Here is a 13416-nt window from a genome sequence, read left to right as displayed (position 1 = left end):
GCGCGCCCGGGTGACGGCCGGCCGGGTCAGTCCCAGAGCGGGTAGGTCACGACCCGCTGGAAGCCCTCCGGGAGGGCGCCGGTGTAGGTCAGGCTCATCCGGGTGTAGTGCCGGACGCCGGGGTCCTTCTTCCAGGGCTGGGCGCCGTCCAGCCGCACGGTCACCGGGTAGCGGTGGAACGTGCCGGCCGCGCAGTACGGCTTGCAGTCGTTGAGCAGGTTCACGCCCGCCGCGGTCGCGGCCCGGCCGCTCCACCGGGTCCAGTGCAGTCCGGTGAGCCGGCTGTTGCCGTCGCCGCAGGCCAGGATGAAGTCGGTGGGGCGGACGGTGCGGTGCCACAGGCAGTCGACGAGGACCGGCCGCGGGCGCGCGGCCGGCCGGTGGACCGCGGACGGCGGACTCGCCGAGGCCGTCGTCATGGCCGCTGTCAGCAGGACGCCTGCCGCGAGGGTGACCGTCGTTCCCACCAGTGATCCGCGCATGGCCGCTCCCACCCGTCGTGCTGTGTCCGACCGCGTGCACTCGACGCTACGACCGTCCCGCCGATTGCACCAGTCCCGCAGGTGGGGGCGGGTGCCGGTGGTGTTCCGGCGCCCGCCCCCATGAGCCGGACACATCAAGCGATGATGCGTCGCGCGCGCCCGTCAGACCGCGTCGCGCCCGTCAGCCCGCGTCGGGCGCGTCCGGCAGGTCAGGCGCGTCCGGCCCTCAGCAGGCGCCCTCGTCCTGCCAGGCGCCCCACTCCGAGGCGCCGGGCACCTCGTTCTGGGTCCACCACTTGGCCTTCCAGTTGTGCTTGTTGTACGAGACCTCGTTCCCGGCCGTGTAGGTGGCCGTCGCGCTCCAGGCGGTCTTGCAGGAGGCCGGGGTGGGGGTGGGCGTCGGGGTGGGCGTGGGGGTCGGGGTGGGGGTCGTGCTCGGCGGGGTGGCGCCGGCGAACTTCACCGAGTACTTGGCGAAGTCCCAGGAGTTCTGGGCCACGCTGGAGCAGGTCCCGGACGTACGGCCGCCGTTGTCGGCCGGGGAGCACTGCCGGTCGCGGTTCAGTGACCAGAAGGTGAACCGGTCCATGTTGTGGCTCGTCGCGTAGTCCAGCACGGTCTGGAAGTCGGCCTGGCTGAAGTACTCCCCGGTGTCGCTGCGGCCGTTCATGCCCGAGAAGCCCTCGTGGGCGTAGGCGGTCGCCTGGTTCCAGCCGAAGGTGGACTGGAGAATGGAGTTGAAGTTCGTGAGCGCGCTGGTCTGGCTCGCCGCCCCGCTGAAGCCGCCGTCGAACGGCATGATGGAGAAGTTGTTCGGGGTGAAACCCTGCGATTTGGCCTCCAGCAGCATCTGCTTGCCGAACCAGCCGGTCCCGTCCGCGGTGCCGGCGGTGGTCACGGAGACGTACAGCCCCGGGTTGTTCTGCTGGAGGATCTTGGCGGCGCCGATCTCGTTCTTGATCGCCGCGGTGTTCTCGTACTCCGGCTCCTCCAGGTCGAAGTCGATGGCGTGCAGCCCGTACTTGGTGATGACCTGCTGGTAGGCCGCCGCCGTGGAGGCCGCGTCGGCGCAGGCCTGGCCGAGCTTGGTGCCGCCGTAACCGCCGATGGAGACGGAGACGTCACCGCCCTTGGCGCGGATGGTGTTGATCACCGACTGTACGGCCGTGTCCGAGGAGACGGACGACGTGCCGCCCCAAGTGGGTGTGCAGCCACCGCCGTTGGGGGCGAGGACGAAGGCCAGCTGGAAGGCCTTCAGGCCGGTGGCGTCCATGATGGCGGCCGGGTCCGGCGGCTCGTTGTCCGTCGGCATCAGATAGGGGGCGGCGGCGTACCAGCGGTTGCTGAGCGCGGTCGTCGCGCCCGAGGCGCTGCCCGCGACCAGTGCGGTGCTGCCGGCGGCGGCGAGCGTGACGGCTGCCGCCGCGCCCAGACATGCCCGAAGACGTCTCATGCGTGCCTCCAGAGGGTGGGGACCCGGGGACGGGGAGCCCCACCCTCTGGGAGTAGTCGCGGCCACGTCAATAAGTTGGACTAGACCAACATGTTCTTTGGACTAGACCATACGTTCTCTTTACCTTCCGTCGACCAGTCGGACCGTGAACCCGCGGTCGAGCGGCAGTCTCGCCGTGGTGACGGCCGTGACGTGACCGCCGGCGTCGTACGACCAGGCGTCGCGCGGCAGCGGACGCCCGTCGAGCAGGATCCGCGCGGGTGCCGTGCCGCCGTGCACGCTGAACCGGTAGGACCGGGCGGCCACCTTGCCCGCGTAGTCGCCCCTGCTCGCCCCGACCGTCACGGTGGTGCCCCGGGCGTCCTCGCGCACCGACACCCGCTGGGTGGCCGCGGCACCCTCGGCGTAGGCACGGGTCACGCCGTCGTCCTCGTACAGCGTGTAGTGGCTGGTGCCGTGCGCGGCCGGGTAGAGGTCCCAGTCCAGCTCGTGCCGGTCGCGGGTCTGCCAACTCGTCGTCCCCTTGGGCCACATGGGCACGATCGCGCCCTCGCGCACGAACAGCGGGAGGGTGTCCAGGGGGGCGTGGTAGCCGTCGAGCGTGGTCGGGCCCCGGTAGGTGCGGCCGGTCCGGTAGTCGGTCCAGGTGCCCTTCGGCAGGTAGATCCCGTCGCGGGTGTCGGAGTCCTCGTAGACCGGGGCGACGAGGAAGTCCGGGCCGGACAGGAACTCGTACGCCGCCTGCGCGCCGAGCGTGCCGGGGTCGTCCGGGTACTCCAGCCACAGCGGGCGCACCGCTCCCACCCCTGTCCGCGCCGCCTGGGCGGACAGGGTGTACATGTACGGCAGCAGCCGCTCCTTCAGCTGGAGATAGGCGCGGTTGACGGAGGTGTACGGCTCACCGTCGCGCCAGGGCTGCTGGTCGGCGGGCTTGCCGGTGGTGATGTCGGTGGCCCAGCCGTCCATCGTCATGACGGCCGGCAGGAACGCCTTCCACTGGAGGTCGCGGGTGTACATGGTGGGGTCGTGGCGGTAGATGCTGCCGACGTCACCGGTGTCGTAGGCGATGCCGGACAGGGTCGCCCCGGCGTACGTCGGGATCTGCCAGCGGATGTAGTCCCAGGACAGCTTCTGGTCGCCGCTCCACAGCACCCCGCAGCGCTGGGCGCCCGCCCAGGACACCGGCAGCCACACGAAGCCGCGGGCGTCGCTGTTGTCCTCGATCCCCCGCTTGGCCGCGTCGCAGGCGTCCAGCGCGAACCGGTAGCCGTTGCCCACCCAGGCCACGTCCAGCTTGGCCACCCGCTGGCCGGCCCGGACCTGCTCGGCGAGTTTCCCGATGCCGTCCTGGGTCCACAGGCCGAGCTGGGCGTGGTGGTCCTCAAGGCCCTTCCCCGTCTGCTCCAGGTCCTCGTACCCGCAGCCGTACCCGTCGTTGACCAGCATCCAGCCGAGCGGCATCCCGTTCGCGGTGTAGCCGTCGGCGGTCCTCAGCGCGTCCAGGGTGTGCCGCTCGCCCCGGTTGGCGTTGTGCAGGTAGCAGTCCGAGTCGCCCGGTTCCAGGCCGTACACCGGTGGCATGAAGGGCTTGCCCACCAGTGACGTGTACTCGCCGATGACCTGGCGGGCGTCGCCGAGGAAGTAGTAGGCGTCCAGGCGCCGTTCCTGGTGACCCGTGGTGACCGGCGAGCCGAACGTGTACACGCCCGGTGCGAAGGTGTTGCGGAAGACGCCGTAGCCCGCGCTGGAGAGGTAGAAGGGCTGGGAGTTGTTGTAGCCGCCCTCGTTCCAGTCGAAGCTGTTCGCCACGTGGATGGTCCGCCCGCGGTGCGAGAAACCGCCGTTCTGCTCGCCGCCGCCGAAGAACTGCTCGTCCGCGCCGCGGACCAGGCTCTGCCGCATCCCGCCGGTCGACCAGCGCAGCGGCTTGTCCTCCTGCCAGATCCGGGTGCGGTTGTCGGGCCGGTACAGCCCGAACCGCAGCGGCTTCTTGTACACGCGCAGCACCGCCTGCGGGGACCGGATGCCGTAGTAGTCGCCCGCGTCGAAGGACGAGGTGTGCCGCTGCCGGGCCGGCTGCCCGCGCACGATGGCGGTGCCGGCCGGGTCGCCGAGCGAGCCCGACGGATCCGCCTGGAGTCGCAGCCGGCCGCCCGTCAGGAGATCGGCGCGGGCCGTGAGCCGCCCGGCCCCGATGGTGTAGCGCCCCTCGCCGCCCGAGAAGGAGGTGAGGTCACCGGCGTCCGCCGTGGCCGGCAGATAGGCGGTGCCCGTGAAGGAGTTGTCGTGCACGTCGTACGGCACCACCACGACGTGGTACGTCCCCGACGCCCGGGGGATCACCGTGGCCTCGGGGTCGGCGGTGCCCGCACCGGACGCCACCTGCCTGCCGTGGTCGTCGTAGACGTACAGGTCGAAGTCGTCCGAGGGGTGCTCCCAGCCGACCGACAGCGGGACACCGCCCTCGGGGTTGTCGTCCCAGTAGCCGTCCGGCACCGAGACGGTCAGGTCGAAGCGGTCGCACACCTTGCTCTCGGGGTCGTCGGCGGCACCGGGGCAGTGCTCGGGCCCGGCGCCGGTGCCCTTGGCGTAGACCGGGCTCCGCCAGGTGACGCTGCTGTGGCCCGGGTCCAGTACCGCGCCGGACGCGGTGGCGCCGGCGTGGGCGGGGGCCGGAACGGCCAGCGCGGTTCCGGTCAGGACGGCGGCCAGCCCCAGCGGTATCCAGGCCGGCCACGGCACACGGTGTCGGAGTCTTCGCACGGCGGAACAGCTCCCCTCGCACCTTCGCGGAACGACTGTTCTTACGCGGTGTTGCTCGCAAGCGCTCGGAACAGGCGTCGTTCGAGCAATTTCACGCACGCAGCGTCGGTGTAGCTACAGGTTCATGTCAATACCGCGGCGTCATGCCGGCTCCATGTCCCACCGTCCGTCGCCCGGGGCACCCTTGACAGACCGCGGGCTTTTTCGTCAGGTTTGAGCCAGCTCCTACGGTTCGGTTTCCCGGCCGGGAAACGGGCGACCTGACGTGGGGATCGACGACGTGGGGATCAACGACGTGGAGATCACCGTCCACAGACCCGGTGACCTGACGCCCGGCCTGCGCGGGGCCTGGCACCGGGCGATGGACGAGTCACCCGAGTACGCCAACCCGTTCCTGGCCCCCGAATTCGCCGCCGGGGTCGGCCGGTTCCGGCCCGGAGCACGCGTGGCGGTGCTGTGGGAGGGCGGGGAGCCGGTCGGCTTCCTCCCGTACGAGCGGGGGCCGTTGGGCACCGGCCGGGCCGTCGGACTCGGTTTGTCCGACTGCCAGGCCCTCGTGCACCGGCCCGGAGTCACCTGGAACGTGCGGCAACTGCTGCGGGCCTGCGGGCTCAGCATCTTCGAGTTCGACCATCTCGTCCGGGAACAGACCCCGTTCGAGCCCCACGTCACCGGCACCTTCGCCTCACCGGTGATCGATGTGAAACCCGGCGACGGCACCTACGCGCAGTGGCTGCGCGGGGCGTACCCCGGGCTGGCCAGGACGACGCTGAAGAAGGAACGCCGGCTCGGCCGGGACGTCGGCGAGGTCCGGTTCGTCTTCGACGAACGCGACCCGGAGGCGCTGCGCACCCTCATGCGGTGGAAGTCCGCGCAGTACCGGAGAACCGGCCGCATGGACCGGTTCTCCCGGCCGTGGATCGTCGCCCTGGTCGACCACCTGTTCCGCGTCCGCGAGGAGCACTTCACGGGGGTGCTGTCCGTGCTGTACGCGGGCGACCGTCCGGTCGCCGCCCACTTCGGGCCCCGCTCGGCCACCGTACTGGCCGCCTGGTTCACCGCCTACGACCCCGGACTCCCCGCCTACTCGCCGGGGTTGATGATGCACCTGCGGACCGCCGAGGCCGCCGCCCGGCACGGGGTGAGCCTGGTGGACCTGGGGCGCGGCGACAAGGAGTACAAGGACTGGCTCAAGACCCGCGAACTCCGGGTAGGCGAGGGCTTCGCGGCCCGTCCGCACCCCGTCGCACTGGCCCGACGCCTGTGGCGGCGCCCGGTACGCGGCCTGCGGAACACGGTGCTGGCCCACCCGGGCCTCCGCGAACCGGCCGACCGCCTGCTGAGAATGGCCGGCACATTGCGGACGCACGCGCGCTGACCTGCCACTACGGCCACCGGAACGGGGTCCGGGCCCGGGCGAGCGGACCATGGGCCGGCCTGAGCCGCGGGCCACGGAACGGGCACGCCCGCTCGCCACCGGCCGGTCGAGGAGACCGGTTACGGCGGGTACCGGCCGCCGGCACCGCCTCGCGAGGGCGGAGCCGCGGGGCGCGGAGCCGCGGGGCGCGGAGCCGCGGGGCGCGGGGTGCGGCCACGCCGTCATGCGGCCGGGGTCTCCCGCGCGGGAATGTCCGCCACCCGTCACTGCCGCGGCGGGAAAGTCCGTCACCTGTCACTCCCGCGCGGGAACGTCCGTCACCCGTCACGCGGAAGCGCCCGGCGCGCCGTCACGCGGACGGTGCCGCGATGCGCAGGGTCGTCGTCGGGGGCGGGGTCGTGGAGTCGGTGGCGCCGGTGACGTCCGTCCACCAGTCGGCGCCGTCCTCGACATAGCGCAGCAGCACACCCTCGCGGATCGCCCAGGGGCAGACGACGGCCCGGGGCAGACCCATCAGCTTCAGCGCCGTGTGCCCGACGACCGCCCCGGCCAGGCTCTGCGCGGCGCGCGGCGCGGAGATGCCGGGCAGCTGGGCCCGCTCGGCGATGGGCAGCGCGGCGAGCGTGTGCACCGCCTCGCGCAGATCCCGGCAGGCCAGCTCACGCTCGACGAACGGTCCGTACCGCCCGGGCGAGGCCCCGCACAGCCGCGCCAGCTGCTGGAACGTACGGGAGGCGACGACAGCGGTGCGTGGCCGCTCCCAGCGGATCCGCGAGGCGACGTCCCGCAGCTCGTGTCGGATCCGGCGGCGCAGTTCCTTCAGCTCACCCGGCCCCGGCGGGTCCTGGACGCCCAGGTGCTCGCGGGTCAGCCGGCTCGCTCCGAGCGGCAGGGACGCGGCGAAGTCGGGCAGCCGTCCCCTGCCGAACGCCACCTCCAGCGAGCCGCCGCCGATGTCGAGCAGCGCGAGCGGGCCCGCCTTCCAGCCGAGCCAGCGGCGGGCGGCCAGGAAGGTCAGCTCGGCCTCGGTCTCACCCGGCATCGTGCACATACGGATCCCGGTACCGGACGCCACCCGTTGCAGGACGTCCGCCCGGTTCGGAGCGTTGCGCACCACGGTGGTCGCGAAGGCCAGCGGGCCCGCGGCGCGCCACCTGCGAGCCGTGGCGCCCGCCGCGGCCACCGCCCTCACCAGCTGTTCCACCGCCTCGTCGGCGATGGTGCCGTCCGCGCCGGCATGCTCGCACAGCCGCAGCTTCCACTTGACGGTGTGCACCGGCAGCGGAACACCGCCTTCCACGTCTGCGATCACCAATCGCACCGTGTTCGACCCCGCATCCACCACGCTCACCCGCATGGCCGGGGAGTACCCGTTCAACCGCCGGTCATCCGCCCCACGGGGGGCGTGCCGGTGCACAGGGACCGCGGCGCGTGCCTCGAGAACGGCGCGCGCGGCCGTCCGGCACGCACGACGAGCGCGCCCCCGGACCCGGCGCGCACCCGGTCCGCGGCAGCACGCGCACGCACCACCCGCACAGCACGACCGCCCCGATCCCGGCCGCGCACCCGAGACCCGGGCTTCGCCGGGAGGATCTCCCGCGGCACCCGCACCCCGTCCCGGCCGGCCGCCGTCACGGCCCGTTCCACAGAACCGGACGAGGAGCTGATCCGCCGACCGGCCCAGGAACCGCTGTCCTGACCGGCACCCCTCCGACGCTCGACCGGCAGGCCGGTGACATCCCACCGGTGCCCCGCCGGCCCCTCCCGGGCGACACGGTCGGTCCCGCCGTCCGCCGTGCCGCGCACGGCTCCGCCCGACGGCCCGGAGGCGGCCGTGCTGTGACGGCGGCTCCGCAGCGGTGTTGACGCCTGACCGCGCCGCGGTCGCGGTGCGCGGTGATCGCGGCGCGGCAGTTGAAGGATGTGGCGTCCGAAGGCTTGTAACCCGCTTGACTCATCACTTAAATCAAAACATGAACTAAGCCGTGGGGTCAGCCGCTTGACCCCCGAGCCGTCTGGAGCCGCCGCATGAGACTGAGATCCCTGGGCATCGCGCTGTCCGCCATGGCAGCGCTGATCGCCCTTCCCGCCACGCATCCCTCGGCCGCCGCGGCCGAAACCCCCCTGTCCCAGGGGAGGACGGCCACCGCGTCGTCCGAGGAGAACAACGGCACCACCGCCGCGCTGGGTGTCGACGGCGACACCGGGACCCGCTGGTCCTCGGCCGCCGGGGACGACCAGTGGTTGCGGGTCGACCTGGGCGGCACCGCCACCGTCACCCGGGTGGTCCTGAACTGGGAGGCCGCCTACGGCAAGGACTACAAGGTCCAGATATCCGGCGACGGGAACAGCTGGACGGACCTGAAGTCCGTCACCGGCTCCGACGGCGGCGTCGACACGCTCGACGTGTCCGGGCAGGGCCGCTACGTGCGCATGCTCGGCGTGCACCGGGCCACCTCGTACGGCTACTCCCTCTGGGAGTTCCAGGTGTTCGGCAGCACGAGCGGCAGCGGGACCGGCTGCGGGACCGCCAACGCCGCCCAGGGCAGGACGGCCACCGCCTCCTCCACCGAGAACGCCGGCACGCCCGCCTCCGCCGCCTTCGACGGCAGCACCACCACCCGCTGGTCCAGCCAGGCCGCCGACCCGCAGTGGCTCCAGGTCGACCTCGGCTCCGTCCAGGACCTGTGCAAGGTCGACCTGAACTGGGAGGCCGCCTACGGCAAGGACTTCCAGATCCAGGCGTCCGCCGACGGGCAGAGCTGGAGCACCCTCAAGACCGTCACCGGCGCCACCGGCGGCACGGCCTCGTACGACGTCAGCGGCTCGGGCCGGTACGTCCGGATCCTCGGCACCGCGCGCGGCACCGGCTACGGCTACTCGCTGTGGGAGTTCGCCGTGCACACCGGTGCCACCGGCGTCCCGCCGGTCCAGGGCGGCGGCGACCTCGGCCCGAACGTCATCGTCGTCGACCCCTCCACCCCCAACCTCCAGCAGAAGTTCGACGACGTCTTCGCCAAGCAGGAGTCGGCGCAGTTCGGCACCGGCCGCTACCAGTTCCTGCTCAAGCCCGGCACGTACAACGGGATCAATGCCCAGATCGGCTTCTACACCTCGATCTCCGGGCTCGGGCTGAACCCCGACGACACCCAGATCAACGGTGACGTCACCGTGGACGCGGGCTGGTTCAACGGCAACGCCACCCAGAACTTCTGGCGTTCGGCGGAGAACCTCGCCATCAAGCCGTCGAACGGCACCGACCGCTGGGCCGTCGCCCAGGCCGCGCCCTTCCGCCGCATCCACGTCCAGGGCGGCCTCAACCTCGCCCCGAACGGCTACGGCTGGGCCTCCGGCGGCTACATCGCGGACTCCAAGGTCGACGGTACGGTGGGCCCGTACTCCCAGCAGCAGTGGTACACCCGCGACAGCTCGGTCGGCGGCTGGAGCAACGGCGTGTGGAACATGACGTTCTCCGGCGTCCAGGGCGCCCCGGCCACCAACTTCGACAACGGCCCGTACACCACGCTGGACACCACCCCGGTCTCCCGGGAGAAGCCCTTCCTGTACCTCGACGGCTCCGCCTACAAGGTGTTCGTGCCGGCCAAGCGCACCGGCGCCCGGGGCGTCTCCTGGCCGGCCGACGCCGGTACGTCGCTCCCGCTCGACCAGTTCTACGTCGTCAAGCCGGGCGCCACGGCCGCCACCATCAACGCGGCCCTCGCCCAGGGCCTCAACCTGCTGTTCACGCCCGGCGTCTACCACCTCGACCAGACCCTCGACGTCACCCGCCCCGACACGGTCGTCCTCGGACTCGGTCTCGCCACCCTGGTCCCGGACAACGGCGTCGACGCGATGCACGTCGCCGACGTCGACGGCGTCAGGCTCGCCGGATTCCTGATCGACGCCGGCGCCGTCAACTCCGACACGCTCCTGCGGATCGGCACGCCCGGCGCCACCGCCGACCACTCCGCCGACCCCACCACCATGCAGGACGTGTTCGTCCGCATCGGCGGCGCCGGACCCGGCCTCGCCACCAACTCGGTCGTGGTGAACAGCAACAACGTCGTCATCGACCACACCTGGCTCTGGCGCGCCGACCACGGCAGCGGCGTCGGCTGGAACACCAACCGCGCCGACTACGGCCTGCGCGTGAACGGCAACGACGTCCTCGCCACCGGCCTGTTCGTCGAGCACTTCAACAAGTACGACGTCTACTGGTCCGGAGAACGCGGCCGGACCATCTTCTTCCAGAACGAGAAGGCGTACGACGCCCCGAACGCCGCCGCCGTCACCCACGACGGCATCACCGGCTACGCGGCCTACAAGGTCGCCGACACCGTCACCACCCATGAGGCCTGGGGACTGGGCAGCTACTGCAACTACACGGCCGATCCGTCGATCGTCCAGGCCCACGGCTTCCAGGTGCCCACCACCTCCGGCATCCGGATGCACGACCTGCTGGTGATCTCCCTCGGCGGCCAGGGCCAGTACGCCCACGTCGTCAACAGCACCGGCGCACCCACCTCGGGGACCAGTACCGTCCCGTCCAAGGTGACGTCCTTCCCGTAGGCCGTCCCGCGTCCCGGGCGGAGGCCGCGCCCCGCCCGGGACGCCCGTCAGCCCTCGTACAGGGACTCGTGCGGATTGCGCCGGAACTCCTGCCGGTACAGAGAGGCGAAGCGGCCCGGGTGGTGAAAACCCCAGCGGGCCGCGACCGACGTGACCGTGGCCCCGGTGCCGGGGTCGGCGTCCAGCAGGTCCCGGTGGGCGTGCGCGAGCCGCACCCGGCGCAGATGGGCGAGCGGTGTCGTGTCCAGATGCCGGCGGAAGGCGTACTGGAGCGCGCGCACCGTCACATGGGCCGCGGCGGCGATCTCGGCGACCGTGACGGGCTGGTCGGCGTGGTCGTCGATGTAGGCGAGCGCGCGGCGCAGCATCACCGGGTGCGCGTCGTGACGATCGGCGGCGGTCGGCTCCTCCAGCGCCGTGCTGGGGAACGTGGCCAGGACGCTCGCCGCGAGGTGCTGGGCGGCCGTGGCGGCGATCAGCGGCTGGTCCGCGATCTGGGCGTCGGACAGCACGTGGTCGCGCAGATGGGCGATCGTACCGCTCAGGTGCCGGGCCGCCGCGGCCGAGCGCGGCCGGTGACCGGTCAGCCGTACCGGGGGAGAGCCGGCCGGGCCCGCGGCCACCTGGGCGAGCAGCGCCGGGTCCAGCATGGTGATGTTGTAGCGGGCGTTGCAGATCCGCCCCGTGTACGGCAGGTCCGGCGGCGCGAACAGCACCACGTCACCCGGTCCGAAGGCGTCCTCCACCCCGTGGAAGCCGTGGTCCCGCACGGTTCCCTCGTGCATGACGCACAGACAGATCCGGCCCAGCGGGGACACCGAGTAGCTCATCTCGAAGTCCAGCGCGAGTTCGTCGACACTCACGGAGGACAGGGCGGCGCGGTGGACCCGGGCGTGGTGGGGACCGGGGGTACCGCTGGCGATACGCATCCTGGCGTAGGCCCGGCTGAAGAAATCCTCCGTCACCTCCAGGTCGTCGCTGTCGAAAGTGAGCGATTCCATCCCGCTCACCTGCCCTTCAATCTGCTCCCTATGTGCCCCTGAGCAGCCCTTTTTCGTTTTCTGTACCGCGTTGCGCGATGTTGTTCGCCTGACGGCTGTTTGAGTGGGGGGCTGCTGCGCATGGTGATCGCATGATCGGATGTGACGAGCAGACGGACCAGCTGGACGGACTCCGGGAGGAGGTCGCCCAGCTGCGCCGGGCCCTCGTCTCGCACGCGCTGGTCGACCAGGCGATCGGCGTGGTCATCGCCCGCGCCGGGCTGCGCCCGCAGCAGGGCTGGGACGTGCTGAAGCACGTGTCGCAGCACACCAACACGAAGATGCGGGAGGTGGCACGCTGCCTGGTGGAGTGGCCGTCCTCCGGCCGCCTGCCCGACGTGATCCGCCGAGCGCTGCCCGCCGCCGTGCGGCACGTCCGTGCCGCCGCCGAGGGGCCGGGCGGGGAACGCGAGGCACGCCACGCCGCGCAGGTCTGAGCGGGCGTACGACGGTCAGGCGGCGGCCCGGCGCAGGCCCTCCCACGCGCGCCCGCGCAGGTCCGCGTCCCGCAGCACGTCCACGGCCGTGCAGGTCAGCGCCTCCACCACCGCCGGCAGGACACGGCGGGCCCGCTCCGACGCCGCCGCCTCGGCGAACTCCGGTGTGTGGTCGGAGCCGTCGGCGCCCATGACCGCGACGAACGGATGGATGGCGGGCACCCGGCCGCTGACATTGCCGATGTCGGAAGAGCCCAGGTAGACGCCGGGAGCGGGCGGGGTGAGAGTGATCCCGGCGCGGTCCAGATGCCCGGCGAACCGCTCGGACAGCACCGTGCTGTCCCGGAAGTGCTCGTACCGCACGCTCGCGCGTTCCACCGTGACGGTCGTGCCGGTCGCCAGCGCCACCCCCTCGGCGGCCGTGCGCAGTTGTGCCGCCAGGCCGTCCAGGGCGGCGGTCGTGAGCGCGCGCAGCCCGAAGCGCCCCTCGGCGAACTCGGGGACGATGTTCGTGGCCGTACCACCGTGCGTGATGATGCCCTGGACGTGAGATCCCTCCGGCAGCCGCCGGCCGAGCGCCGCGACCACGTTGAACAGCTCGATCAGCGCCGCCAGCGCGTCGATTCCCTCCGTCGGGTTGCCCGTGGGATGCGCGGCCCGGCCCTGGAAGGCCACCAGGTACTGCTCCTGAGCGGTCAGCGGGGCCCGCGCCCAGTCGTACACCCCGGGGTGGAACATCAGGGCGGCGTCCACCTCGTCGAAGACCCCGGCCTCCACCTCCAGGGCCTTGCCGCCCCCGCCCTCCTCGGCCGGCGTGCCCACCGCGAGGACCGTGCCCCCGTCACCGCCCAGCACCGCGTCCGTGACCAGGGCCGCCCCGAGGCCGGCCGCCGCGATCAGGTTGTGCCCGCAGGCGTGTCCCAGCCCGGGCAGGGCGTCGTACTCCAGGGGGAACGCCACCACCGGCCGGCCCCGGCCCGAGCGCGCCGTGAACGCGGTCGGCAGGCCCGCGGTCTCCCGTCGCACCTCGAACCCGGCGCGTTCCAGCTCACCCGTGAGCAGTGCCGCCGCCTGGTGCTCGGCGAACGCGGTCTCCGGGTCGGCGTGCAGGGCCGACGCCACGGCCCACAGCGCGTCCGCGCGCCGCGCGACCTCCTCCCGGACCCGGTGGTACAGCGACACAAGTCCTCCTGCGGCTCGGCGGGATGTGCTCCGTACCAAAACCGGGTTCCACCGAACGGCCCCCTGACACCGGGCCGACGGGTTTGGGGCGCGGCGGCGGGTGCAACACGGT

General features: G+C 72.3%; 8 protein-coding genes and 1 pseudogene. 3 read left to right on the top strand and 6 right to left on the bottom strand.

Annotated features, from left to right (window positions below):
- Positions 1-26 precede the first annotated feature (26 nt).
- The 3 genes and pseudogenes from ABZ117_RS20585 to ABZ117_RS20575 all read right to left on the bottom strand — a co-directional run.
- Entirely contained in the window at positions 27-482 is a 456-nt protein-coding gene (locus tag ABZ117_RS20585; RefSeq protein WP_356822690.1) for a hypothetical protein, read from the bottom strand.
- Positions 483-708: 226 nt separating this feature from the next.
- On the bottom strand, positions 709-1935 hold the full coding sequence (locus ABZ117_RS20580; protein WP_356822689.1) for a carbohydrate-binding protein: 1227 nt from the start codon (positions 1933-1935) through the stop codon (positions 709-711).
- Positions 1936-2157: 222 nt separating this feature from the next.
- Positions 2158-4227, bottom strand: a pseudogene (locus ABZ117_RS20575) (TIM-barrel domain-containing protein); the annotation flags it as partial.
- A 766-nt stretch (positions 4228-4993) separates the two neighbouring features.
- Between ABZ117_RS20575 and ABZ117_RS20570 the strand changes: the two are divergent.
- The gene (locus tag ABZ117_RS20570) at positions 4994-6076 is read left to right on the top strand and encodes a GNAT family N-acetyltransferase (RefSeq protein ID WP_356822833.1); all 1083 of its coding nucleotides are present in this window, start codon (positions 4994-4996) and stop codon (positions 6074-6076) included.
- A gap of 349 nt (positions 6077-6425) precedes the next feature.
- Here ABZ117_RS20570 and ABZ117_RS20565 read toward each other — a convergent pair whose 3' ends face one another.
- Complete coding sequence (locus ABZ117_RS20565; protein ID WP_356822687.1) at positions 6426-7433, bottom strand: Ppx/GppA family phosphatase; 1008 nt, start codon at positions 7431-7433, stop codon at positions 6426-6428.
- 671 nt (positions 7434-8104) lie between these two features.
- Here ABZ117_RS20565 and ABZ117_RS20560 point away from each other — a divergent pair.
- Positions 8105-10645 carry a discoidin domain-containing protein gene (locus tag ABZ117_RS20560; RefSeq protein ID WP_356822685.1) on the top strand — a complete coding sequence of 847 codons (2541 nt, stop codon included), beginning with the start codon at positions 8105-8107 and terminating at the stop codon, positions 10643-10645.
- Between the two features lie 47 nt (positions 10646-10692).
- On the opposite strand, the gene ABZ117_RS20555 is transcribed toward ABZ117_RS20560, so the two are convergent.
- A complete protein-coding gene (locus ABZ117_RS20555; RefSeq protein WP_356822683.1) occupies positions 10693-11646 on the bottom strand; it encodes a helix-turn-helix transcriptional regulator in 954 nt (317 codons plus the stop codon).
- 131 nt (positions 11647-11777) lie between these two features.
- Here ABZ117_RS20555 and ABZ117_RS20550 point away from each other — a divergent pair, with 131 nt between their 5' ends.
- The gene (locus ABZ117_RS20550) at positions 11778-12122 is read left to right on the top strand and encodes an ANTAR domain-containing protein (protein WP_356822681.1); all 345 of its coding nucleotides are present in this window, start codon (positions 11778-11780) and stop codon (positions 12120-12122) included.
- 15 nt (positions 12123-12137) lie between these two features.
- On the opposite strand, the gene ABZ117_RS20545 is transcribed toward ABZ117_RS20550, so the two are convergent.
- A complete protein-coding gene (locus ABZ117_RS20545) occupies positions 12138-13304 on the bottom strand; it encodes an amidohydrolase (protein ID WP_356822680.1) in 1167 nt (388 codons plus the stop codon).
- Positions 13305-13416: the final 112 nt, after the last annotated feature.

It is taken from the genome of Streptomyces sp. NPDC006309, assembly GCF_040613095.1.
Classification (GTDB): domain Bacteria; phylum Actinomycetota; class Actinomycetes; order Streptomycetales; family Streptomycetaceae; genus Streptomyces.
The sequence above is the reverse complement of the archived record's forward strand: the minus strand, read 5'-3'. Positions and strand labels throughout refer to the sequence as shown.

Excerpts from the sequence above, each read along its gene's own strand:
- ABZ117_RS20585 (WP_356822690.1), bottom strand. The coding sequence starts at position 482 with ATGCGCGGATCACTGGTGGGAACGACGGTCACCCTCGCGGCAGGCGTC.
- ABZ117_RS20580 (WP_356822689.1), bottom strand. The coding sequence starts at position 1,935 with ATGAGACGTCTTCGGGCATGTCTGGGCGCGGCGGCAGCCGTCACGCTC.
- ABZ117_RS20565 (WP_356822687.1), bottom strand. The coding sequence starts at position 7,433 with ATGCGGGTGAGCGTGGTGGATGCGGGGTCGAACACGGTGCGATTGGTG.
- ABZ117_RS20560 (WP_356822685.1), top strand. The coding sequence starts at position 8,105 with ATGAGACTGAGATCCCTGGGCATCGCGCTGTCCGCCATGGCAGCGCTG.
- ABZ117_RS20555 (WP_356822683.1), bottom strand. The coding sequence starts at position 11,646 with ATGGAATCGCTCACTTTCGACAGCGACGACCTGGAGGTGACGGAGGAT.
- ABZ117_RS20550 (WP_356822681.1), top strand. The coding sequence starts at position 11,778 with ATGATCGGATGTGACGAGCAGACGGACCAGCTGGACGGACTCCGGGAG.